Source organism: Allobaculum sp. Allo2, from assembly GCF_022701175.1.
Lineage (GTDB): Bacteria > Bacillota_I > Bacilli_A > Erysipelotrichales > Erysipelotrichaceae > Allobaculum > Allobaculum fili.
In genome coordinates this window covers 1,470,521-1,495,482 of record NZ_CP078088.1, presented here as the reverse complement: position 1 = coordinate 1,495,482, position 24,962 = coordinate 1,470,521, and the positions used below count along the sequence as shown (strand labels likewise).

The 24,962-nt window shown below is 50.1% G+C and carries 14 protein-coding genes and 5 pseudogenes; 2 read left to right on the top strand and 17 right to left on the bottom strand.

Annotation, left to right across the window (positions count from 1 at the left end):
• Positions 1 to 93: 93 nt before the first annotated feature.
• The 4 genes and pseudogenes from KWG61_RS08320 to KWG61_RS08305 all read right to left on the bottom strand — a co-directional run bounded on the left by KWG61_RS08320 (position 94) and on the right by KWG61_RS08305 (position 4,204).
• Positions 94 to 1,787: pseudogene (locus tag KWG61_RS08320) on the bottom strand (proline--tRNA ligase).
• A 263-nt stretch (positions 1,788 to 2,050) separates the two neighbouring features.
• Positions 2,051 to 2,329: a U32 family peptidase C-terminal domain-containing protein gene (locus KWG61_RS08315; RefSeq protein WP_242743427.1), complete on the bottom strand. Its 279-nt coding sequence runs from the start codon at positions 2,327 to 2,329 to the stop codon at positions 2,051 to 2,053.
• A complete protein-coding gene (locus KWG61_RS08310; protein ID WP_242743426.1) occupies positions 2,326 to 3,327 on the bottom strand; it encodes a peptidase U32 family protein in 1,002 nt (333 codons plus the stop codon). The genes KWG61_RS08315 and KWG61_RS08310 overlap by 4 nt, the downstream gene beginning before the upstream one ends.
• On the bottom strand, positions 3,314 to 4,204 hold the full coding sequence (locus KWG61_RS08305; protein ID WP_230266860.1) for a U32 family peptidase: 891 nt from the start codon (positions 4,202 to 4,204) through the stop codon (positions 3,314 to 3,316). The genes KWG61_RS08310 and KWG61_RS08305 overlap by 14 nt, the downstream gene beginning before the upstream one ends.
• 289 nt (positions 4,205 to 4,493) lie before the next feature.
• Here KWG61_RS08305 and KWG61_RS08300 point away from each other — a divergent pair.
• Positions 4,494 to 5,572 (top strand): annotated as a pseudogene (locus KWG61_RS08300) (aldose epimerase family protein).
• Positions 5,573 to 5,620: 48 nt separating this feature from the next.
• Here the strand turns inward: KWG61_RS08300 and KWG61_RS08295 are convergent.
• The 8 genes and pseudogenes from KWG61_RS08295 to nifJ all read right to left on the bottom strand — a co-directional run bounded on the left by KWG61_RS08295 (position 5,621) and on the right by nifJ (position 20,357).
• Entirely contained in the window at positions 5,621 to 6,007 is a 387-nt protein-coding gene (locus tag KWG61_RS08295; protein ID WP_242743425.1) for a hypothetical protein, read from the bottom strand.
• 74 nt (positions 6,008 to 6,081) lie between these two features.
• Positions 6,082 to 8,727, bottom strand: a complete 2,646-nt coding sequence (locus tag KWG61_RS08290; RefSeq protein ID WP_242743424.1) for a glycoside hydrolase family 2 TIM barrel-domain containing protein — start codon at positions 8,725 to 8,727, stop codon at positions 6,082 to 6,084.
• Between the two features lie 109 nt (positions 8,728 to 8,836).
• Positions 8,837 to 8,974: pseudogene (locus KWG61_RS17360) on the bottom strand (hypothetical protein); the annotation flags it as partial.
• A gap of 804 nt (positions 8,975 to 9,778) precedes the next feature.
• Positions 9,779 to 10,504, bottom strand: coding sequence for a discoidin domain-containing protein (locus KWG61_RS08280; protein WP_242743422.1), 726 nt, complete (start codon positions 10,502 to 10,504; stop codon positions 9,779 to 9,781).
• Between the two features lie 23 nt (positions 10,505 to 10,527).
• A complete protein-coding gene (locus tag KWG61_RS08275; RefSeq protein WP_242743421.1) occupies positions 10,528 to 14,040 on the bottom strand; it encodes a discoidin domain-containing protein in 3,513 nt (1,170 codons plus the stop codon).
• A gap of 50 nt (positions 14,041 to 14,090) precedes the next feature.
• Positions 14,091 to 15,605, bottom strand: a pseudogene (locus KWG61_RS17355) (TIM-barrel domain-containing protein); the annotation flags it as partial.
• A 449-nt stretch (positions 15,606 to 16,054) separates the two neighbouring features.
• A complete protein-coding gene (traF, locus tag KWG61_RS08270; RefSeq protein WP_230266856.1) occupies positions 16,055 to 16,660 on the bottom strand; it encodes a conjugal transfer protein TraF in 606 nt (201 codons plus the stop codon).
• A 199-nt stretch (positions 16,661 to 16,859) separates the two neighbouring features.
• Positions 16,860 to 20,357: pseudogene (gene nifJ / locus KWG61_RS08265) on the bottom strand (pyruvate:ferredoxin (flavodoxin) oxidoreductase).
• A 560-nt stretch (positions 20,358 to 20,917) separates the two neighbouring features.
• Between nifJ and KWG61_RS08260 the strand changes: the two are divergent.
• Positions 20,918 to 21,649, top strand: a complete 732-nt coding sequence (locus KWG61_RS08260) for a transposase (RefSeq protein WP_242743420.1) — start codon at positions 20,918 to 20,920, stop codon at positions 21,647 to 21,649.
• Positions 21,650 to 21,753: 104 nt separating this feature from the next.
• Here the strand turns inward: KWG61_RS08260 and KWG61_RS08255 are convergent, their stop codons facing one another.
• The 5 genes from KWG61_RS08255 to KWG61_RS08235 all read right to left on the bottom strand — a co-directional run bounded on the left by KWG61_RS08255 (position 21,754) and on the right by KWG61_RS08235 (position 24,568).
• Positions 21,754 to 22,647 (bottom strand): IS3 family transposase, encoded by an 894-nt coding sequence (locus KWG61_RS08255; protein WP_230266853.1) that lies wholly within the window; start codon positions 22,645 to 22,647, stop codon positions 21,754 to 21,756.
• A 43-nt stretch (positions 22,648 to 22,690) separates the two neighbouring features.
• Positions 22,691 to 23,080 carry an HTH domain-containing protein gene (locus KWG61_RS08250; protein ID WP_242743419.1) on the bottom strand — a complete coding sequence of 130 codons (390 nt, stop codon included), beginning with the start codon at positions 23,078 to 23,080 and terminating at the stop codon, positions 22,691 to 22,693.
• 171 nt (positions 23,081 to 23,251) lie between these two features.
• Positions 23,252 to 23,557 (bottom strand): hypothetical protein, encoded by a 306-nt coding sequence (locus tag KWG61_RS08245; protein WP_242743418.1) that lies wholly within the window; start codon positions 23,555 to 23,557, stop codon positions 23,252 to 23,254.
• Positions 23,557 to 23,964, bottom strand: a complete 408-nt coding sequence (locus tag KWG61_RS08240) for a hypothetical protein (RefSeq protein WP_242743417.1) — start codon at positions 23,962 to 23,964, stop codon at positions 23,557 to 23,559. The genes KWG61_RS08245 and KWG61_RS08240 overlap by 1 nt, the downstream gene beginning before the upstream one ends.
• Before the next feature lie 118 nt (positions 23,965 to 24,082).
• The gene (locus tag KWG61_RS08235) at positions 24,083 to 24,568 is read right to left on the bottom strand and encodes a hypothetical protein (protein ID WP_242743416.1); all 486 of its coding nucleotides are present in this window, start codon (positions 24,566 to 24,568) and stop codon (positions 24,083 to 24,085) included.
• Positions 24,569 to 24,962 lie beyond the last annotated feature (394 nt).

The window sequence follows — 24,962 nt, the reverse complement described above, 5'->3', positions numbered from 1 at the left end:
GAAAAAGCCTCCTTGAATAAAGGAATTATCCCAAGGAGGCGGTCGAGAAAATACCCGTCTTTTATTTGACGCTTACAGATGAGCGAATTTGAATTATGCACCGTAAATCGAATCGAGCAGCGCTTCGAGCTGATCGAGTTCCACTTCGGATTTTTCTCCGGTTTTGCGGATGACGTATTCGGCTTTGCCGTCCTTAACGCCTTTACCGAACGTGATACGGTGCGGAATGCCGATCAGTTCCATATCCTTGAACTTAACGCCGGCACGCTCACTGCGGTCATCGAGGAGAACATCGTAGCCTTTGGAACGAGCATAGTCGTAGAGCTTGAGCGCCTGCGCTTTCTGTTCTTCGTCTTTCATGGAAACGATAACGAGCGCTACCCGGAACGGAGCAAGTTCATCCGGCCAGATCAGGCCGTATTCGTCATTGTGCTGATCCGCAACCGCTGCCATGCAGCGTTCCAGACCGATACCGTACGATCCCATCCATACTGGTCTGAGCTGGTTGTTCTGGTCGGAATAGTACAGATCCATCGCCTTGGAATACTTCTCACCCAGTTTGAACAGGTTGCCGACTTCGATACCGTGCTCAAATGTCAGTTTATGACCGCATTTCGGGCAGAGGTCGCCTTCACGAACCTGTGTCAGATCCGCTACCGCCGTCGGTGTGAACTGGGAAAGGTTGACGTTTTTGAAGTGGTAGTCGTCTTCGTTGGCGCCGACGATGAAGTTTTTGTAATGGGCAACCTGACGATCCATGTAAATCGGCAGGTTCAGGCCGACAGGACCTGCAAAGCCGATGCGTGCCCCGGTAGCTGCCTTAACTTCTTCCGGAGTAGCCAGATTCAGTTCGATCGCGCCAAGAAGCTTGCCGGCTTTGGTCTCATTCAGTTCGCGGTCGCCCGGGAGAACGAAAGCAACCAGATTGCCGTCTGCGTTGTAAATGAGCGTTTTAATGAAGTCTTCCGGTCTCTTGCCCAGGAATGTGCTGACTTCTTCGATCGTACCCGCATTCGGGGTATAGATCTTTTCCATTTCGAGCTCTTCAGCCGGATCGTCTTCCATCGTATCGATGACTTCGGTAATTTCTTCGTTGCTGGAGAAATCGCAGCTTTCGCATCCGACAACAATATCTTCGCCGATGCTGGAAATCGCCTGATATTCTTCCGAAAGCAGACCGCCCATCAGACCGGTATCGGCCTTAACGATTTTGTAGTTCAGATCCAGACGGTCGAAAATTTTGCAGTAGGCGTCGTACATATTGGCATAAGAAACGTCCAGACCTTCGAGATCCTTATCGAACGAATAGGCGTCCTTCATGATAAACTCACGCACACGGATCAGACCGTAGCGCGGTCTGGTTTCATCGCGGTATTTGGTCTGGATCTGGTACAGGTTGTACGGGAAATCTTTCCAGGACTTGCCGTCCATCGCTGCGCACATCGCAAACAGTTCTTCATGCGTAGGACCAAGCACGTATTTTTGTCATAACGGTCTTTCAGGGCAAACATGTTCGCGCCAAATGCCTCGCGGCGTCCGCTGGAAACATAAACGTCCTCCGGGATCAGCGCCGGCATGAGCAGTTCCTGCGCGCCATGGCTGTCCATCTCTTCACGGACTACATTTTCAATTTTGGCAAGAACGCGTTTTCCCATCGGCAGAATAATATAGATACCATTGGAAAGTTTCTTGATCATCCCTGCGCGGGCGAGAAGATTGGACGATACGGAATCTTCATCTTTCACGTTTTCACGCAGAGTAAAGAAATAGCTGTTGGATAATTTCATATTTGTTCAGGATCTTTTCAGGCAGACTTTCCTTTCTTCTAATGCGATCCTGAAATCGTCTGCCTGTTCAGTCTATCGAAATTTGCTCGTCCTGTGCGGGTGCGGGCTGCATTTTTCATAAACCGGTTTAAAATCGAATCTTTCTTAGCCTCTGACTCTTCAAAAAGAAAAGAGAAAGAGCCAAAAACCGAAAGCGGCCTGATCTTTTCCTTTATGAAAAGACGAACAAAGGATTTATCAAATTATAAAAAGAATCGAGCACATTACCCCCGCAGGGGATTTGGCTTGGCGCAGCTGCCGTCTTTGGCTTCCGTTTCCGGTTTGTCCGGCATCGATAAGCGCTGCTTGCGAATCATGCTTCCCGGTCTGGCGGGCTGATTCCAGCGAATTCGTACGATTTCCATCGGGTGGGAACATACGGACTTGGGCAGACCGTCGAGCGTCTGGATTTCGTCAATCGTCTGCGGATACGGAGCGATTCCCGGTCCAAACAGTTCGACCGGCGTTCCGGCTTCGAAATGGTTTTTGACCTGAATTTTCATCCAGCCATCTCTTGGCTCTTCCAGAACGTAGCCAATGTATTCCTGGGTGACCGATTCATCGTGTCTTCGATACAGCTGTACGTTCTGATCGGGCAGTCCATTATAAAGCCTGGACCCGCCGGACGATTTTCCGCCCGGGCCAGTTCCGCGGAAATCTCGGCTAAAAATTCCTGCGTAATCGTCTGTCCGCTTTCGATGGCATCGATCAGGCGGCGATACGCCCCGACCACCACGGCTAGGTAGTAATCCGACTTCATGCGTCCTTCGATTTTGAGCGAAGCGACGCCCGCATGAATCAGGCGTTCAATATATTTTGCTGCCTGCAAATCCCGGCTCGACATCGAATACGGGGTTTCGTCGCGGCTGATTTTTTCATTCTGTTCGTCAAAGAGTTCGTATTTCCACCGACAGCTCTGCGCGCAGCCGCCGCGGTTGGCATCGCGGTCCGTCATATGATTGGATAGCACGCAGCGCCCGGAATAGGAAATGCACATGCCGCCGTGAATGAAAACTTCAATCGGCATAATGTCCTGCGCACAAATCGCCTCGATACTGTCCAGATTCGTTTCGCGTCCTAAGACAACACGTTCAACGCCCTGTCTTTTCCAGAAGCGAACGGCAGCCGAATTGAGAATGGAGCGCTGCGTGGAAATGTGCACTTCAAACTGGCGGCCGTCCATGTGGAGCGCGTGCGTAATGATCGTAGGCGAAGCGCTGATGATCGCGTCAATTCCCGCGTCGTTTAACGCACGCAAATAGTCGTCCAGTCCCTGCAGATCGTCCGGATGCGGAATGATATTGACCGTGACATGCACTTTCGAATGGTGATCGTGGGCAAACGTACAGAGCTCGGCGATCTGGTCCAGAGAAAAGTTCGAAGCCCTGGAGCGCAGAGAAAACGACTGGCCGCCGATATAGACCGCGTTGGCTCCATAAAGGATTGCGGTTTTTGCTTTCGAAAGATTGCCGGCCGGAGCAAGCAGTTCAACGTGTTCCATGGCTTTTCTCCTTTCGAATTAATGACGAGCTTTTCCAAATCGTACTGGAAATCGCCTCTTTCTGCTTGGGACTCAGAGCATCCGTTCCTTCAGTCAGCAGCGTTCGATACGCCTTAAGCATGTCGAGTCCCCAGGTGTTGCCCATGAGCAGACAGTCAATGCGATAGCGCTGCAGTCCGGCTTCCCGCAAAGGAAGCAGATATTCGCCCGCCTGGAACACTTCATCGGAAAGAACATGAGTTCCCAGATGATCCTGCCAAACCGGCATGCGTCCGTGACGGTTCATTTCCCGAAGGGTATACAGACGGCCCTCCTGAAAGTCTTCAGGCTTTTCGATCTGATGGAGATAATTGGAGAGCAGTCCTCTTCGGCTTTCCATCCAGGAATAATGGCCGGCACAAAGCAGTTCGCAGCTTGGACACGTTTTTACGCAGGCAATCAGTTCCGCTTCACTTAGTTCATGCGAAAGCGACTGCGCTTGTGTTCCCTGTCTGGCAAAGAAACTGGCGTCTTCCCCGCTGCAAAGCAGCGTTTCCGGCTGAACAATCAGAAGAGAAAGCGTTTCTGGATTGTACGCGTACGCAATTTCCAGCCAGCCGTCATCCGCGACATACAGGCCGTCGACACCCATCTTCGCCAGCTGTCCAAACGCCTCTGTGCAGGCTTGCAGTCTGGGCTGCTCGATCATGGCTAAGAGGTTGATATACACCTGAATTCCCGCTTCATGCATGCGCCTGACCAGCGCGGGGAGCTGATTCCAATCCGTTACGGCTCGCGTACGGGCGCAAAAGGGTTCTATGCCAAGAACGATCGCATCGGGTCTGGCTTCGATTATGGTCTCCAGATCTTCCAGACTGTCCAGAGCAAGAATGAACATACGGACTCCTCCATTTCCTTTCCATTATAATTACTGACTTCAGCCTGTCCAATTTCACAGACCGGCCGCTTTTCCATCCCTGTACCCCGACCCGTCCGAGTCTGGTCGTACTGGCACATTCCAATATTTATTCATCTGGGATTGTCTTGTCTTTGCCTCAGTCGCCTGACGGATCGGGCAGCGACAGTCTGACTGCGAACCCGTTTTTCGAAAGCCTTTTCAACCTTTTGTACTTTTCCTGAACAGATCTGGCTACAATGATAGACGGATAGAAAAAGGAAGGAGCTGCATGCTCATGATTAAACTGCTTGAAAAACGTCCGGACGGAATCTGTCTGTACGAAATGGAAAACGATCAGCTGCGCGTTCTCGTTACCAGCTATGGCGTAACGCTGATTGAGATCGACATGAAAGACGAAAACCAGAAGAAGACGAATGTCATTCTGGGTTACGAAACGATCGATGACTATATGGCAAAATCCGGCACCTATTTTGGTGCGCTGGTCGGCCGTGTCTGCAATCGTCTGGCCAACGGCGAATACACGCTCAACGGCAAGCACTACCATGCTGCCGTTAATAACGGTCCCAACTCCTGCATGGCGGTCTGGAAGGATTTTCCTACAAAAACTTCGATTCAAAAATCGAAGGCGACAAGCTGATCTTCACCTACGTTTCCAAAGACGGCGAAGAAGGCTATCCCGGAACGCTCACGCTCCACTGCACGCTCGAACTTGTCGACAATACTCTGCGTATTTCCTACGATGCCAAGTCCGATGCCGATACGCTGCTCAACCTCACCCAGCACACCTACTTCAACCTCAACGGCATGGAGGAAGATGCGGGCGATCATTTGATGAAAATTTCGGCCATTCGTCATGGTCTCGTCGATCCGGATGGCCTTTGCATGGGCAAGTTCCGGGAAGTGGAAGGCACACCGCTCGATTTCCGCGACTTTGCACCCGTGAAACAGGGCTTTGATCAGAGCGACTGGAACGTGAAAAACGCCAACGGCATCGACCACCATTTTGTTCTCGAAACCGGATCCCCGGCTCTGATCCTCACCGATCCGAAATCCGGACGAACCGTAGAAGTCGAAACGACTCTGCCGGGCGTTCAGGTCTACTCCGCCAACTACGTGGAAAATCACCCGGGCCGCGACGGCAAAACTTATAACCAGCACTGGGGCGTAGCGGTCGAACCGCAGATGCTCCCCGACTCCATTCACAATCAGGAACATCCCGATGTCATCCTCAAAAGGATGAACCGTTCCACGAAGAAATTTTGTATCGTTTCTATACGAAATAATGATTTCCTGCCAAAGACAGCCGGCTTCCCGCAAGGGAAACCGGCTGTCTTCATTTGGGGCTGAATCGTCGCTTAATTCTTGTTTCTAAGCAGGATTTTAATCGGCTCCGGCTTACTTTTTCTTTCGGCGGGCCTTGAACAGACGACGGCGCTTTGCCTTCTCCTTGGCAATCGAAGGCTCATGTTTCACCGGTCCTTCTTCTGCTTTTGTTTCCGGCTGGGAAGGCTCTTTCACCGAATCGACATCTTTTGCGGAATCGGCTTTCTCATCTGCTGCGGCAGGAACCGCATCTTCTTCGGACTCGACTTTACCAGAAGTCTCATCTGCTGAAGCTTCGTCGGACTTCTCTTCTTTCGCATCCATTTTCTCTGTCGATTGAGCGGACGTGTCTTCGTCCGTTTTCGATTCGTTCGGATTGGATGCAGGCGTTGCTGCCGTCTCTTCAGCATTCTGTTCCTCGCTGGGTTCTTCGAGGATTTTCTGGGCGATCTGCAGCACGTCAAACGTCAGTTCCTCTTGCGGATCGGCTTCGAGCGGGGAGGGCTGATCTTCATCATTCGTCTTTTCCAGAGTCAGATCGACCAGAACGGATTCGGTTTCCGTCTTTTGGAACTGCTTGTATCCATCTCAGCCGTTTCGACCTTTGTCTCATCGGTTTCTTTCACTTCTTCTTTGCTCAAGATCTGCGTACTGATCTGCTCTTCAGGCGTCGTCGTATCGTCCAGTGTTCCTTCTTCTTCGATTTCAGACGAATCCGAAGACGCACTCGGTGTTTCTTCTTCGATTTTCTGAAGATCGCTTTGACGATCCGGGAGGTCGCCAAACGTAATCATGAAGTTGACCATACGATACTTCGAGGCGCTCAGGCGATCGCGCGGATCGGTCGGCGTCATCCAGGAATCGATGCCGCCCACGCCCATATGTTCGGAAGCAATCCGGACATACGTACCGGTGGAGAATCCAAGTTCTTCCTGGTGATCGGCTTCTTCGAGCTGTTCAAACGAATACGGCAATACCGAAACTTCCAGCGGCTGTGCGATCCGGCTGAAGCGGATCTTTTCGTCGTGGTCGAACAGAGTCAGATCCCGCACGCCGGTACGGTTTCCAGTTTCCTGCGGACGAAGATAGGGCTGTACGTTGTTGGACGCCGTATCTTCAAAAACATCCAGACGGGCACCGACCGAACGGTCACAGTAGTTTTCCATCGACCCGTAGCCGTAATACTGGAAATGATCCGCAGCTTTCGGCAGTTTGAATTCCATGCCAAAGACCGGCAGATCCGGCAAATAGCGGCTTGGCGACATTTCCAGTTTCACGCCAAGAATGCCTGGCGCGCTGACCAGATACGTCAGGGTGCACTTGTTATTGTTGAGCGGATACGGCAGGCCGATTTCATACGTGATCTGCGCATAGCCCAGTTCTTCGTCAATCTGGATTTCCCGGCTGATGGCTCTCGAAAAGAGCGATGCACTGTACCAGATCGCCGATCCCTGATCGAAGTCGCTGCCGCGGTCATTATCGGTCCAGGCGTGAGCGAATACGGGTCGAGGCATGGCCTGCAGCCATTCCTGATCGCCGCTTTTCATGGATACAAGTCCCTTCTGGCTGAACAGGAAGCGGACGTTTTCGAATTCCGCACCGAAGTATTCTTTGCCCTGCACAAACTTCATGCCTTTGCCAAGCAGCGTGGAATGGCGGAGTCCAGACAGAACGTGCTGTCCAAACGAGACTTCATGACCGGCTTTGGCCCAGGGCTGATCGTTCTTCAAAATGGCGGAAACGGTCAGTACGCTTTCTCCCTGATACTGTTCCCAGTTCAGCGGGATATGGCGATGTCGGCCCGGTTCGATCCGGACTTCAAATTCGGTCTGTCCGACAATCTGATCGCGGACTTTCTGGGTCGCGATAAAGCGGTAGCCGTTTGTGTTTTCAAAGAGATTGTTATTGAGAATATCGACGCCGGTTTCGTTAGGAACAATGCGAATCGGGGCGTACAGCGCTTTGACTTCCTGCATTTTGGCAGAAGGGGTATGGTCCGCAAACAAAATGCCGTTGCCGCTGAAGCTGCCGTTGTTGGGAAAATCGCCAAAGTCGCCGCCATACCCAATCATCGAAACCCCGTTCTTTTCGGTCGGCATAGCCTGATCGGCAAAGTCCCAGATAAAACCGCCCTGATACTGGCGGTACGTCTCGAGCTGGGCATAGCGGAACATGCCGCCCAGAGAGTTGCCCATCGCGTGCACGTATTCGCAAAGAATGACCGGTTTCTCCGGCTTGGAAAGCAGGATCGATTCAATTTCTGCCGGTGACGCGTACATGCGGCTGATGATATCGGTGCAACCGCTGTAATCCTCATTGCGGAAGCAGCTCTCATAATGAACCGGACGATCCGGATCGGCCAGACGCAGCCAGGCGGCTTCTTCAAGCAGATTGTCGCCGTACCAGCTTTCGTTGCCTAAAGACCAGATCAGGATGGACGGATGGTTTTTGTCCCGCTCGTACATCGCCTGCGCGCGTTCGAGAACCGGCTTGCGCCATTCGGGCGAATCGCCGGGCAGCGGATTGGTCGGCTCTTCCGTAAAGCCAGCCTGCCACGTCCCGTGCGTTTCCAGATTGGCTTCATCCATCACGTACAGACCGTACTGATCCGCCAGATCGTACAGAGCGTCCTGATTCGGATAGTGCGAAGTCCGGATGGCATTGATGTTGTTCTGCTTCATCAAAATCAGATCCGCTTCGATTTCTTCGGGAGTCTGAACGCGGCCTTTGCCATAGGAAAACTCATGCCGGTTTACGCCATGAAGCATCAGACGCTTTCCGTTTAAAAGCATGATGCCGTCCTTAATTTCGATGGAGCGGATGCCGACGTTCTGATGAATCGTTTCGGCGATCTGACCATCGGCATCGAGTACATCGATTTCAAGGGTATACAGATCCGGCCGTTCTGCGGACCAGGGATGGAAATCATCGAGCGTCAGCTTAATGGAACGCGATTCAACGGTCTGCGAAAACATGAGCGATCCAGCGGGATCGAAAAGACGCAGAGCGAAGCTTTGCGCGTCGTGATCCGCAATCTGTACAAGAATGGAGGCCGTGCTGTCGGTATCGGAAATGCGGGTGCGTACGGAAAGATCTTCCACATACGCCGACCCATGTCCCTGAAGTTCTACATTGCGGAAAATGCCTCCAAAGCGGAAAAGTCCTGATCTTCCAGCCACGATCCGCTCGAAAACTGGAAGACGAGAACCGCCAGACGGTTCCCCTTCTCTTTAAAAGCGAGGTAACGTCAAAAGCGGACGGTGTAAACGAATCCGTCGAATAGCCGACAAATTCCCCGTTCAGCCACACGTAAAAGGCGCTTTCCACGCCATGAAAAACGAGATCCACCTGCTCTCTGGCCAGCGTTTCATCCAGATCAAAGTCCAGAACATAGCGCATGTGCGGATTGCGGGACCAGACTTTTCCATACGGTACCTCTTCCTGTCCATCCCATGGGTAGGCAGTATTGGTGTACTGATTTTTCCATAGCCCTGCGTCTGAAAATGGGCCGGCACGAGGACATCGTCAAAATCCGAAACATCCGTCGAATTCAAAACGAAACTTTCCGAAAGCGTGGGCGAAACATCCTGTTCTTCACTGTAGGCGCCTTTCCAGACACCGTTTAAAGACTGAATGGCCGTATGTTCAGGAATGGAACGCTTGAGCGAAGCGTGCGGCGGTTTTCGGTTGACCTGGGTCACATTTGGGGTTTCCAGCCATTTTATGGAAACGTTCATAACTAAGCTTTTCTCCTTATCCAAAGCGGCTCTGCCCTTGCATTGTGCATCGGAAGACGAAGTATTTCATAAATCCGGAACGATAATGAATTCAAGGAATCCTTTTAAGTCCAGTCTTTCCGCATAAAACCGATCCAGACAGAGCAGTTTATATCACATGTAAGCTTCGGGCATCGTTCGACCGTTCTGATTTTTCTCGTTGGGTCCGTTCGAAACGATCGTAAGAACTCCAAGAACAGAAGCAGCTGTCAGGCTGATCGCGATTTGCACAAAGCTTTCATGATTTTTGCCTGTGTATGTTTATTTTATTACATACAGAGACAATGTCGATGTCCAGCCCTGTGGGGCAGCCGGCTTTTCCCGTTTCCCTGATTCCGGATGTACGGTCTTTGTCGTTCCATTCAAAAAAGCGGCAGTCCCGTCTGGGGCTGCCGCCATTTATAAAGCCTGAATTGGATTTTCGAAGCGCTTCGATGAAATCCGGTTAGTTCAGTTAGGCAAGTTTTTCTGCACTTGGTTTGATGCGGGCATTGAGCAGAGCCTGGTTGAGCTTGAGAGCAATGCTGTTGACTACAGCCTGGCTTCTCGGGCTTTCAATCATTTCTTCGGCCTCGGCAATGGCATCCTCCAGTGCAGTCCATGCTGCGTTCTGGACGTAATCTTCGGCATTGAGAGCCTTAGCGGTATCGACAGCCAGTTTCAGCTGTGTGGTATCCACATCGTCCGCCTTGAAGGCTTCTGCTGCATAGAAGTTGATTTCTGCCATGGATGCATAGGAATCGAGCTGGTCACCGCCGGACTTGAGGACTTTCACTTCAACATAGCGTGCATTTATGCTCGAGAAGGTCATTGTCTTCCATCCGCGGTCGGTCAGCTGTTTTGCACCGTGTTCAAATGTCCAGGTACCGACCGAAGTCAGGTTGTCTTTGTCATTTCCAGCAAGGAGTTCCACTTCGAACATGTCGCCGTTGTAGCGTCCTACGCGCGGCAGGAACGATACGTCCGTCAGATCATAGGACTTGCCCAGATCGTAGAGTACGTACTGCGGCATGCCGCTTGCGGTCGACCAGTTGGAATGCCAGTAGGTCGACTCATCCTTATCGAGGGAAGCGTCGAATGTACCTAAGCCGTCACCTTCCATTTCATCGTTGCACTGGGAAGAACCGCTGTCTACGACTACGCCTTCATCGCCGGTGTAGTTGATCAGATGGGACTTCATCGGTGCACGATACTGCAGAGAACTCAGAACGTTAAGCAGTTCAACGGTCGCATAGTCGACTGTATCCTGCGAATTGGAAGCGAGAGCGTCTTTTGCTTTTTAATAGCCGCTTCCAGATCCGGTTTGGAAGAATCCAGAACGATGCCGTCTGCCAGTGTCTTTTCGGCACGGGCGATGGCTGCGTTCAGCTCAGTAAGATCAATGAAGTTTCCAACTTCTACTTCGTACGACGCTGTCTTAGCTGGGTCGGTTGCGGAAGCCACAGTAATGGTCGCTTTACCCGCTTTCTTACCGATAACATACCAGGTAACGTCGCCGCCATCCTGTACGCAGTCAACTGCAGCTACATCTTCGTCAGAAGAGGAAACGGTGAATACGCCGGAAGCCTGCGACGGAGTAACCGTTGCGTTCACTTCACTGATGGAACCGAGGTTCAGCTGTTTTTTGTTCGTGGAATCGGCTGTAATCGATTCAACCGCGATTGCACCCGGCTGGGTGATGTAGAACTCGCAGAGCGTAAGGGTTCCGTTGGTCGGATCCGCATCACTCGCCGTTGCACTGCCGCTTTCTTCAACGGTGAAATCGATGTTTGTAACGTTTACGTTTTTCTTAGCATCCGGGATAGTGAAGGTGTATTCCGTCGATGGCTGATCGTAATTGCCGCCGGAATAGGTTTCCTTCGATCCGTCCGCAAAGGTGATTTTTGCACTGACTTTACGTACTTTACCATTTGAGGTAAGCGCGCCAGCCGTCACGCGGAAGCTCTTGAGCGGAGCCGGTTCTTTTAAGCCCATATGGATGGTCACTGGAACTTTATGGGTATTTACATCCCATGCAGATCCATCCGTTTTCCATGTGAACTCAAAGTCGCGGCCGTCCGAGCCGTTAAAGAGTCCGTCGAAGTTTTCCTGCTGGATAAGAGTCTGTACGTTTGTACCGTCATCCGTTGGCAGGGCTTCGTTGGTGATCGTCATGTTCAGATCCGAACGTGCGAGCACTTTATCCTGCGGAGCAGGAACGGAATCTGGATCAAATCCATGCTCGTAGGTGCGATCGATGCAGGAACCGGTCGGGCCGATCACCATTGTGTTCTGCGCCAGGTTGATATCCGCACTGGTGCCGGCTTTCTTCGCCTTCAGCTGGAAGGCAGCCACTACACGGGTACCGGAATAGAGGGCTTTATCTCCTCGGTTAGCGAAGGCCACGTTGACTGTACCGTGCTTGTCAGTATACGTTCTTACACGGCTGAGGTCTTCCATATCGCCAAGGAACGGTGAACCGGTTACACCGGATGTTCCGCCTGGAACGAGGGCTTCAAACGTGTCCGTGCTGTAATTGAAGAGAGCACCCAGAGCATTGGCATTCTGGATATTGTTGCCGTAAAGCGAAACGGTAACGATATCTCCTGCATTGAAGGTCGTCTTGTCGGCCATGAAGAACAGGTTGCCGGACGGTTCGCCTGCCTTGGTCGTTCCGCCATCGAGTGCCTTCATGGTGAAAGAGTAATCGTATACGTCGTAAATGTTGTTGTTGTTCAGGTCCGCATGATGCGCTGCGATCTGACTGTCGAATGTCGAAGTGTCTGGTTCGGATTTCTGGAGACCCAGATAGTTCTTCATGTTCGAGTAGTCTGCATCGCTGACTTCTGCACGCTGCAGGTTGCTTCCTAATGCCCAGCCGTTGGTTCCGTCTTTCTTATTGATGCGGATTTCGCTGGCAGAGAAGAAATTGCCTACCGAAGCTCTTGGAATCAGACGGACATAACGTGCTGCGGAATTGCTGGCCGTTTTCAGGTCAACAACTTTTGTCTCGGCACTGCGTTCCCAGTTCTGGCGCTCCAGATCGGTCCAGTGTACGCCATCCAGAGAGAGGGCGATATCCATGGACGTTACGGTACCGTTGCCGCGGTCGTCACGCGGATAGTATTCGATCGAATCGAGATCATAGATCAGACCAAGATCTACGGTCATGCTTTCGCCGATGGCTTTTCCGCCGGAGTGGAAGCCGCCGTCGCCGGACTGATAAATGTGGTCAAAGGCAAGTTCTGGATCGTGGTTGCCGTAAATATCGCCAGTCCAGGTAATGCTTTCTGGTGTCGGGGTATTTCTCCACGGGTCATCCAGAGTAGAAACGGTGAGTTCACTGGACCAGTTGGAATAGCCGTCTGCCGTTCTGGTTCTGGCCTTGAACGTAAACGCGGTATTGAATGGCTGATCGCTGAGTTTCAGTTTTGGTTTTTCTGTGTGGTAGATCTGGCTGCCGACCATTACGTCATAACCAGTTGCGCCGTCTACTGCCGGCCAGGAAAGTTCGATCGAAGAAGAAGTAATTTTATCTTCTGCCGGAGCACTCAGAACTGGAGCCGGGATCGACTCAACGAGAACATCCTTGCCGGATGCCTGCGTATTTTCGAAACCGTTGATGGTTGCGGTCTGCGCGTTTTTGTTTACATCCGTTTTCGCAAACTTCACGTAAACTTTCGGTGCATTGATGATATGCATATTCGCAAAGTCTTCATCACCAGCGTATTTGTTCATTTCTGGCTCTGCATCGTAGAACCAGCCGGATTCGTTTTCGCCAAGCTTTTCAAACGCATCAAGCGAAGCGACTTCATTTCCTGCCGCACCGTTGATCTGAACGGATGTCGGCTTCTTGGATACGTTCACAACAAACTTGGTCTGGCGGTTGGAATCGTAGCCTTCGTATGTACCCTTGCTGGCTTCAGCGGTTAATACTGCCTTATCGCCGTTTACAGCGGAAGTAAAGTGCGTTTCGACATGATCGCCGTAGTTGATGGAGTTGATCGTGCCGTAGTCATCATCTTCTGTAATGGTCGAGTTGGCGGTCATGCCGTCATCTTCGTACAAGGTGTAGTCTGTTGTTCCCTGCGGATAGAATTCAACAATACGTTTTGTCTTGTCGAGACCATCCGGGTTGTCTTCGGAAATGGCTACCGGGTTGTTGTTTTCTTCGTACATTGGAATAATGCTTCCGCCGCGAACGAAGAGCGGGAGTTTCCAGAGCGGTGCGTCAAAGTTGGAAATGATCTGGCCGCCTTTGTACTGTTCGCCGGTGAAGTAGTCGATCCAGGTATCGTTTTCGTCGCCTGGCAGGAAGATGTCGTTACGAACGTCATTTCCGGTTTCTTCATCCATCTCGGTATCCTGATAAACTGGAGCAACGAGGAACGCGTCGCCAAACAGATACTGATACTGTGTTGCTTTGGAAGCGGCATAGTCGGAATCATCCGCGAGCATCATGGCACGGATCATTGGCAGACCCTGGTCATTGTTGCCGGTGCCGTCCTTGCCAAATTCAATGTTGGCAGCCGAAGCGGCAGATGTATAAATGTATGGCATCAGCTGAGCTTTCAGCTTGAGGTACATTCTGGAGATGCCGGTATACGGATCGCCATGGGTGTATGGAGATTTAACATAGGAGCCCCAGCCGTCCATGTCCAGCATAGTCGTGGTGAACGTCTTCCACTGGTAGTCACGAGTAGCGATAATTGGTGCACCGCCGAAAATACCGTCCATATCGGATCCAATGTTCGGGTTTCCGGAGAGGACTGACCAATATATGTCGGAATGTGGAAACGGATGTATTCCCAGTTTCCGCCGTACTGGTCGCCGGTCCAGATTGCACCGTAACGCTGTGTTCCGGCCCAGCCGTCTAGGGTAACAATGTTTGGACGAGTGGAAACGTCGCCCGTTACGATATCGTAAGCGGTTTTGATGCCGTTCAGACCGAAGGTATAGCCCGAACCTACCCAGGCTACGTCGGTTTTAAGCGTAGTAATACCGCCTGTGTTTACCTCGCCCCTGAAGTCACGAACGAGCTGCTGTTTTTCGGAAGCGATTGGAGACAGGTTGGACTGTGTCCAGAGACCGGTCGATACGCCATGTGCATTGGCATATTCGGTGAAATCGTGCAGGTTCTGCAGGTTGGCATCCAGAGAAGCCTGTCGTTCGGCTTCTGTTCCGCCTGACTGATCGTAACCATTCTGGCCATAGCCGCATCCATAACCATCGTTTGGCAGGAACCAGCCAAATGGCATATCGTTAGCTTGATAACGGTCGATAACCGCACGAGCTGAATACTCACGCGGCGCATCCGCTGCTTTGAATTTGTCTGCATTGACGGTCGGTTTTACGCCGTTCAGAGATTCCGCATGAGTTCCTTCTGGCAAAATGTATCCGGATGCCATACCGTTTTCATAAAGCGTAGTTCCCGCAGAAGTTGAAGGTTCGCTGCCTTTGATTGTCCATCCTTTACTGCCGGTTGTATCCCAGGAGTCACGGTTGTAACAGTTCAGATGGCCCAGATAGAACGCATATTCTGGAAGCAGAACCGGATTGCCGGTAACTTTGAAGTAATCCTGCAGCAGGTCTTTGGACACCTGTGCCTTTTCATCGGCGCCAGATACGAAATAGTAGGCGTCGAATTCCCGCTCTTCATGCTGAGCGGAAACGGTGCCGTCGGTAGTTTTACCAAAATCATACGTACCTGGTTTGAAGGTGTTGCGCAGCACACCGTAACCGTTTGTGGACCAGTAGAACGGGTTTGGCGAAGCGACGCCCCCATCGGTCCAGTTGTTCGTATTGGAAATGGAGATCGATTCGCCGGTATGAACGAAACGTCCGTTCTGGGTACCGCCGCCATAGAAATCTTCGCCTTCATTGGAGACGAGTTTCTGCGCGGTTCCGCTTGGCGAAAGGATAAGCGGTTCCTTTTCCTGCATAACCGTCTTATCGCCGGATTTGACGGTCATTTTGCCGTCGGTTTTTGAAAATTCAATTTTCGTAGTGCCGCAGGAAATGGTGAATTTAGCATCATCTTCTGCAATCGAAGCGGCTGGATGCGTATACGTACCCGATTCATCCGGCTGTGCCTGGATTTTGGCAGTGCCGCTATCCGTTGCATACTTCGAGAACTGCTTGGTTGGGTCGATGTTGTAACGGAAGATGCTTTCTTCGAGAAATGTAATCCGCCCTTGATTGCCATCCGCGAAGGTAACGTTAATCACGTTGTCTTTCGAACCCTTTTCAACTTTGGAAATTGCGTTGGAATTCACTTCTTCAGCCTGAATCGTCACCGGCATAGCGGTAACAACCGTTCCTAAAGAAGTCGCAGCAGAAAGTGCAGCCAGCGCAAATCTTTTATGGAATTTCACAGAATCCTTCCTTTCTTAGGTTTGTTTTCCGTCATAATTTGCCCGAATCCGGAAAACTGAAAGCGGTCTGAGACCTACGACTATTTTAAACAATAGTTAAAACGGAAAAAGCGCTTTCACAAAAAGTGTAAAATGTATTGAATCGGTAAGGATTTTTATTAATTTTTACAAATAGTGCAAATGTTCGTGTCTATTTATCCTGCACATACGTTCAGCGACTGGTATACAAATTCATCTTTTACAGTCTTTTCCATTTTTTATCACGCGTATGCAGTTTTATTTCACAGTTTTTCAAAATTGCACTGGACTTGTCGCTGTCGATTTTGATTAGAACGGCTTACCAGTTCCCGCCTTCTTGCGCTCAAATAAAAGAACGGCTAGTTCAGCCGTTCCAGATCGTATTTTTCTACAAACTGTCTGAGTCCGTCGAGAGAATAATTATCTGCGGTATGGTCGAGAAGATTGACCTTATCCTGAGACTCAATGTAATAGAGCGCAGGTGTTCGACCGACGCCGGCGGTCAGATACTCGAGCATCGTTTCCCGATCTTCCGGAATGTACATTTCTTCTGCCTGGGTCAGAGATACTTCATAAACCGTCAGCGGGTGGTCTTTCAGAAATTCATTGAGGACGGTATCGAACTCGGCACAGTACGAACAGTCGTCCTTGACATAGAGCAGAACAAACTGCTCATCCTTATTTTTCTTTGTCAGAGCCTGATCGAGTGTAAGGCGAACCCGTTTGCCGGTCTTCCCTTTCTCTGTACCCGAATCCTCGCTCGAGCCCAATTTTGGAGTTTGGGTCTGTGCGCTGGAGACACTGCTCGAAGAACTGGCCGTGTTCGTACTGGACGATGCATTCGAACAGCCGCTCATAAGAATGAGCGCACCGCACAGACACAGCGAAAGTGCCCTCAGCCGCTGTGTCGACGATGTTCTGTATTTCTTTTTATCTCGTTTTAAAACGTCTCTGTTTCGTTTCATATCTCAGATTCCTCTTTGTATCGGATATGGATTTCAAATCTATCCGCATACGGAATTTATACCACAGACTTACACATCAGCCTACCCGCTTTTCCGATCCGCGAATGGACTGATTTTTCAGAAAACGACAAAAGGACCGTTTCTTACGAAAAGAATCGGTCCAGTTGTTTATTCAGTAGGATTCAGCGAAACGTTCGACTTAGAGTCCTTCTTTTTCGATGGCTTTCAGACGATCTCTGCGACGTTTTGCATCAGCAGCAGCTTTTGCGAACATTGCATCGGATTCTTCTTTGCCTTTCAGTTTAGCCAGCTGTGCATAGCGAGCTTCCTTGAGCATGAAGGCTTCCATCTTGGAGTAGTCAGGTTCTTTCTTGGAGTCAATTGTGAGCGGGTGTTCCTTGTTTTCCGGGTTGTAACGGTACAGGTCAACATATCCGCATTCAACAGCTTCTCTCTGAACCTGCTGATGGTTGCCGAGGCCGCCCTTGATACCGTGCTCAGCGCAAGGTGCGTAAGCGATGATCAGGGATGGTCCATCGTAAGCTTCAGCTTCCTGGAAGGCTTTCAGAGTCTGGTTCTTGTCAGCACCCATGCAGACGGAAGCAACATATACGTGTCCGTAAGTCATGGCAATCTGGCCAAGGTCTTTCTTCGCAGTGGTCTTACCGCCAGCAGCGAATTTAGCAACAGAGGATCTCGGAGTAGACTTGGAAGCCTGTCCGCCTGTGTTGGAGTAAACTTCGGTATCCAGAACGAGGACGTTTACGTTTACGTTGTTCGCCAGAACGTGGTCAAGTCCGCCGTATCCGATATCGTAAGCCCATCCGTCGCCGCCGACGATCCAGTTGGACTTGTCAACCAGGTCATATCCAGCGAGGGACTTAACGTCTTCATCGTAGTCAGCTTCTGCGACGAGTTTCTTGATTTCTGGTTCAAGAGCTCTCTGTTTGTCGCGATCGTTGCCTGCAGCGATGTACGCTTCCATTTTTCCTTCAGTTCCGGAGCAACCTTATCCAGGTTGTCTTCCATGATCTTCAGGATCTTCGCCTTGTTCAGGTTGTTGGCAAGAGCCATACCGTAACCGAATTCAGCGTTGTCTTCGAACAGGAGTTTGCCCATGCAGTTCCGTTGCCGTCTTTGTCTTTTACGAACGGAGTAGACGGGTTGGCACCGCAGTAGATGGACGAGCATCCTGTAGCGTTGGCAATCTGCATGTCTTTACCGAAGAGCTGGGAAGCCAGACGGTAGTAAGGCGTTTCACCGCATCCTGGGCAGGATCCAGGTACTTCGAAGTAAGGCATCTGGAACTGGGAACCCTTGATTGTGGATTTCGGGAACAGATCGGATTTGTATTCGGTGTGCTTGAAGAGGTAGTCAGCCAGCGGATCGTACTCGAGCTGGGAGTTGACATCAACCATCTTGAGGGCTTTGTTGCCTTTTTGCCCGGGCACTCAGAAACGCACAGACCGCAGCCTACGCAGTTGCTTGGAGATACCTGAACGCGGAAACGCAGGTCGGTATCTTTCTTGCCCATCAGAGGCAGCGTAGCGAATTCCATCGGAGCGTCTTTTACTTCTTCCGGTGTCAGCGCGAAGATACGGATTGTAGCATGCGGGCAGACGAAGGAGCAGAATCCGCACTGAATGCAGTTTTCAGGATCCCATTCCGGAACTTTAACGGCGATGGCACGTTTTTCGTTGAATGCAGCGTTGTTCTGCATGGTTCCGTCAAGAACACCGTGTTTGGTGAAGGAGGAAACAGGCATGTTGTAGCCTTCGAGGCCGTTGATGCGAGCTGCATATTCATCCCAGTAAGCGTTGCCGGTCGGCTGACGGAGTTCGCTTACAGGCAGGTCAGACCAGGCTTTGTCTACTGCAACTTCAACAAGTCCGTCTTTACCCATGTCGATGGCTTTGTAGTTGAGCTGAACGATATCGTCGCCCTTCTTGCCATAGGATTTCTTCGCTGCTTTCTTCATCAGATCAACAGCTGTGTCGTATGGCAGAATCTGAGGGTTCAGCGCGAAGAATGCAGACTGCAGAATGGTGTTGGTACGACGACCCATTCCGATTTCGCCGGCAATCTTGTTGGCATCGATGATGTAGAACTTAGCATCCTTGTCAGCGAGTTCCTTTTTCAGACGGTTAGGCATGTGCTTAACGATTTCGTCCTTGTCAAAGGAAGTGTTGAGCAGGAAGGTTCCGCCTTTCTTCAGGTTGTTGGCCAGATCGTATTTGAACATGTAGGAGTCCAGAGATACGGAAATGAAGTCGGCGTTGTTGATGTAGTACGTTTTATGGATTGGTTCGCTTCCGAAACGCAGGTGGGAACGCGTTACGCCGCCGGCCTTCTTGGAGTCGTAAGCGTAGTAGCCCTGAGCGTACATGTCGGTGTTGTCACCGATGATTTTGATGGAAGACTTGTTGGCGGATACAGTACCGTCAGATCCAAGACCCCAGAAGAGGCACTCGGTTGTCTTGCCGTCATCAATTACGAAGGAATCATCGAACGGGAGGGATGTGTTGGTAACATCGTCCACGATACCGAGGGTGAATCCGTTTTTGAGTTCGTCGCCTTTGAGGTGATCGAATACAGCCTTGATGTGTTTTGGAGCTGTATCGTGGCTTCCAAGACCATAGCGTCCGCCGATGATCTGGATGTCTTTGTCCTTGAGAGCAGCTACAACATCGAGGTACAGAGGTTCGCCGAGGGCGCCGCCTTCTTTGGAACGGTCAAGAACAGCAATTTTCTTAACGGTGGAAGGAAGAACGTCAACCAGGTATTCTGTGGAGAACGGACGGAACAGATGAACTTTGATCATGCCGACTTTTTCACCGGCTTTGTTCAGTTCATCGATGGTTTCCTTAGCGGTCTCGGTTACAGAACCCATAGCGATGATGATGTTTTCTGCTTCTGGATCACCATAGTAAGTGAAAGGAGCATATTCACGGCCTGTGATCTCGCTGATTTTCTTCATGTAGTCAGCTACGATTGCAGGTACGTTTGCATAGTGTGCGTTGCGAGCTTCTACGCCCTGGAAGAAGATGTCATCGTTTTCGTTGGCACCGCGTGTAACAGGGTTCGTATGCGGCTGCATAGCGTTTTTCTTGAATTCAGCAAGAGCTTCGTAGTCGATCAGATCTTTGTATTTGTCTGTATCGAAAACTTCGATCTTGTCTACTTCGTGAGAAGTTCTGAAACCGTCGAAGAAGTGAAGGAACGGTGTATGGGCCTTGATGGCGGCAAGGTGAGCAACACCGGCAAGGTCCATGACTTCCTGTACGGAATGGCTGGCCAGCATTGGGATACCGGTCTGACGAACAGCATATACGTCAGAGTGGTCACCGAAAATGTTCAGAGAACGGCTTGCAAGGGAACGAGCCGCAACGTGAAGTACAACTGGAAGGTTTTCACCAACCCATTTGTAAATATTCGGGATCATCAGAAGAAGACCCTGAGATGCGGTAAATGTTGTTGGGAGAACACCGGCCTGTGCAGCACCGTGAACGGCACCGGATGCACCGGCTTCAGACTGCAGTTCCGCAATTTTAACGACTTCACCGAAAGTGTTCTTGCGGCCCTGGCTAGCCCAGGCATCCATGGATTCAGCCATCGGGGAAGATGGTGTGATCGGGTAAATGCAGCTCATGTCCGTCAGCGCATAGGCGTTATGGGCAGCAGCTGTGTTACCATCCATGGACTGGAAAATTTTTCTACTTTTTCTGCCATGTAGAGTATTTCCTCCTTTTGAATGTATCTACATACGTGTTTATTATGACGCAACGCAATTCTTTTGAAAGTGAATTCAATTGGCCGGCCCGTTCACGCGGTTAGTCCAACTTAACACAGGGTGTCTTTATGCGCTTTCTTCGGACTGCACAAAAGTGTAAATATCTGTAAGCCTTTACATACAGTTGTTTTTACATTTACTGTAATCTTTTCGAACAATGGTAAATCTTTATACGTTCCGGCCATTCTTCTTTACAGGATTCGAAATTCTCACGCCAGACATTGAAAAAATTGAAAGCCCATGCCCTTTTGCCCCTTCCTCAGCCGGGCTATCCATTGTACGAATCGGATGATTTACGTGCTCGATTCGGCTTAGAACCTGTCCGCAAAAATCGTCTTCCAGACCATAAAAATAAAACTCAGAAAGAAGAACGCATGCCCACTTCTGCGGAAGCAGTTTGATAAGCTCCCCGGCGAACAGACACGTGAATTATACAAACGTGTTCTTCTAGAAAGGGAGCTTTTCTTATGGGACGAAAATCCAAATTTTCTCCTGAAACCAAGCTGGAATGTGTTCAACAATATATCTCCGGTGTGGGGTCTGGTGAACTCTGCAAACAGTACGGCATTCTTGATCCGCACACGATCACCAAATGGGTTGGGATCTATATGCGTGATGCTGCCACGGGATTGATCACACCTAGCGTAAATAAAGAATATTCTTCTGAGCTGAAACAGAAAGTGATTGCGGAATATCGTTCAGGGCAAGCATCTTTGAGTCAACTCTGTCTGAAATATCATATTTCTGCTGTCTCAGTAATCCGAGACTGGATGAAAGCCGATACTATTTCTCCAAATAAAGGAGGAACTAAAGTGGCAAATCGTAAGAAGAAGCAATCCGCAAAATCATTCACCAAAGAGCAGAAAATCGAAGCGGTAAAGTGGTGTCTTGAAAATGATAAGGATTATCAGAAAACCGCTCATCATTTTGGCTGCACGTATACACAGATTTATAACTGGGTCCGGAAGGCTGCCAGCCAGGGCAACGAAGCGCTGGAAGACCATCGAGGAAAGCGAAAGCAGGAAGCGGATCTGACAAATGAGGAAATGGCTTCACGACGAATCAAACAGCTGGAGTCAGAAAATGAACTTCTGCGAAGGGAGAATCTTCTGTTAAAAAACTCGAACAAGCAGAAAGGAAGTGGTATGAGAAGTGGTATGAAGGGTACCCCAAGTCAAGGACAATTTAAAAGAGAGTAAAACTATCTGTATCTTTACCTCTGGTCAATGACTGGTCTTTTGGTTAAGCGAACTGCACTGGGTCTTCCGGGAGGGGCACCGCCGATTTTTCCCCTCAGAACTCCTTAGGAATCCAGGTGTTCTGAGGGAACGGTAACTCCGGAAATCGGATATACACCTGTTACCTGGTACTGGTAAAACTCGTTGGGAGCCAGCCTGGCCAGCTGCCACTGATAACGTCTGTTGTTGTAGTAATCGAGCCATTCTGTGATTGCGGCCTTTACCTCATCGAATGAAGACATCGCCTTGATTCTGATTTTAAGGTCATCCTTCATGTGGCCGTGAAAACTCTCGATTGGTGCGTTATCCCAGCAGTTTCCACGGCGGCTCATCGATTGGCGCAGCTTGTGGCTCCTTACCAGATCAATAAAGCTGTAGCTGGTATAGTGGCAGCCTTGATCGGAGTGAATGATGGAGTCTGTATTAAGTTCAGATCCGTGGTTCTTCATCAGATCTTTGACCGTTTCCATGACGAAATCCACTTCCAGTGAAGGGCTGAGACGCCATGCCAGAATCTGCTTGGTATACGCATCCAGAATTGTTGAGAGATAGCAGGCGGATCCGGAATACTGGATATAAGTAATGTCTGTCAGAAGGATTGAGTGGGGACCATGCAGCTCAAATTCCCGCTTTACCAGGTCAGGTGCGACATTACTGGTTTTCAGTGCTTTGGCCATACGGCGGTACGGATTTGCCTTACGTATCGGGCAGACAAGATGGAATTTCTTCATAAGACGTCTGATTTTCTTGAGGTTCATCGTAATCCCCTGGTGCTGCAAACCCATGTAAATGCCCTGTGCTCCTCTTGGATATCGGTTTGAGGTAAACACTCCAAGAATTAGCTCAAAGTCTTTGCGATCCTGCTCTTCACGGGCTCTCCGGGCTTCTTCCTGTTTCAGCCAGTTGTAATAACCAGAGCGGCTGACATTGTTCAGGGCGCAGAGCTCAGAGACAGACATATGGTTATCCGGATCACTGCAGATTGACTGAATCAGCCGAAATCTACTGCTGGGTACATTCATGACAAGTGCCTCTACTTCCTGGAATTGGCCAGTAAGATAATTTTTTTAGAGCATTCAGCTCTGCTTTTAGACTTCTGATCTCAGCAGAAAGGCTTTCAACATCCTTTGACTGGTCTGGAGAAACGGTCTGCTTAGCTTTCTTACGGGCTAACCTGTCTGCAGCGTTATAGATTCTGGAATCTCCAAGAATTTTGGGATCATACCCCTTATTCCTGAAGAAGGCTTTAGGGCTGGATCCATTTTGAAGAGCCTGCCAGAGTTCGTCTTTGAATTCCTGGGTGAAACGGATCATGGAATCGGAAACGAACTGAGTATTGGGATTGGCTTCGAGGAGTCTGATCTCCTCATCAGTAAAACGGCGACTTGTCATGTTGATTACCTCCTGCAGCGGATAGTTGATACAGGTAGTGTCTCATTTACACGGATCAGACACGAGAGCGTTTTAGAAAAGAAGAACTGTACTGTAATCGGGAACACTCTGTTTTGTCTGTCCATAGGACAGGGTTACTCTCTATTTTGTGTCCAGATTACGAGGTACAGTTTAATTGGAATTGTGCCCGAGGATAATGACGTTTTTCTGCTCAATCCAGTAATCGGGATTGAGTTTAGCCGTGACATGGCATTTCCGGGCCGGTTCGGTGACTTTCATGTACTTCTCATCCGAAGCCGAATAGAAGAAATAATGACGGCCGCCGGAGTCCATCGAACTGAGCGGAATCGCGCAGGGATGGGACGGCAGATATTCGCTGATATAGGCTGGATCATCAAACACCGTTCGCTCCTCGACCTGAAACGTAGTTCCCTGGTTGGAGAACAGTTCGGTATAGACCTTATTGAGTTCAGGCATCAGGCAGAACTGGGAGAGAATGCGGCCGAGCACTTCGTGGACGCGAATCGGTACGATATTGCATTTGCCCCGCACCTGTTTGTAATGAATGATTTTTCTACGAGCTTTTCCGTCCAGGGATCGGAAATTTCGACAATAATTTTCTGATCGTCATCCGATTCCTGACTGGATGTGATGTCCGCTACCTGCATAAGCGTCTTGATGATCTGCGGATTGCCTTTCTGCTTTTCCTGTTCCAGATCTCTCTGTTCAAACTTGCATACGCGCCCTGCTGTGTCATTGACGAGAATGACGACCGCACGGGAGTGCTTTAAGGCAATATCGTTGAGCTGCTTGGAAGAAAAGACATCGCCCTGCCGAACGATCACCGTCAGATTGTCATAAATCCGGTTGCGCCGGTAATACATATTCCCTTCCAGCCATCCCATTTTCTGGCATTTTCTGTGCAGCCTGGTATTTTCCCGGTGAATCGTATCCTGTATGCGTTCGCTGATTTCCTTTTGATCTCTTCCACCTGACCGTCGGTCAGAACGACAACTTTTGCGGAGTCGGGCAGAACAGCAGGTCGTTGATAATTTCCGAAGCCCGGTTATTCCAGTTCAGAATGACGAGATGACCGGAAATGTTCAGTGCATGATTTCCCGTACACGAGTTGTCCACAAAGTCGGAAATGTAGTTGGTAATGTAACCGATCACGGCGCCGGTAAAAATCACCATGCCGATGATGACAATCACAATGCATACGACCGCCAGAACTTTCTTGGATCCGGTCGCCATATCCACAACGGTATCCGCGTTGCCCGCATCGAGTACCATCATGACGGAATAGTAGAGCGACTCCCAGAAGCCAAGCGTTTCCGTTCCCGGCAGCGCCAGGTTGTCGATGATCAGAGCGGCGACCAGAAAGAAAATCACGTTGAACAGCAAAATGATCGCCAGTACGACCTGCGACGGATTTTTCGCCACTTTAATCGACAGCCATTCGGCAAGCGGCATTTTCCTTTTCTTCATCCTTTCTTCTCCTTTTCCTCTCTGTATTCCCGGACTGTCATTCGTGATCCTGCAGTTCACAAAAGGGCATATTCTTCGAAGTCCTCGAAGACGCCTGTTCTGCCTTACCCAAAGGAAAAATCTGCACATTTTCCGGATTGTCAAATCCATAGCCGGGCAATACGTATCCAACATATACCCGGTAAAGGAGGAAAATGGGCAGATTGTTTATTTTTCATGTCACGTTGTATTTTATGTCAAACGTATTCCATACTTTTGACGTTTTCCATTCGCTGAACCCGCGCTTAGGCCGGCTTTTTGAAAGCAGCCCTGCCGGATTTCCATTTTGCGCTTTTCTGCGTCCGGATCGAACGCATCCTTCCTGGATCCGGCTGTCTTTTAAGAAAGCGCAAAA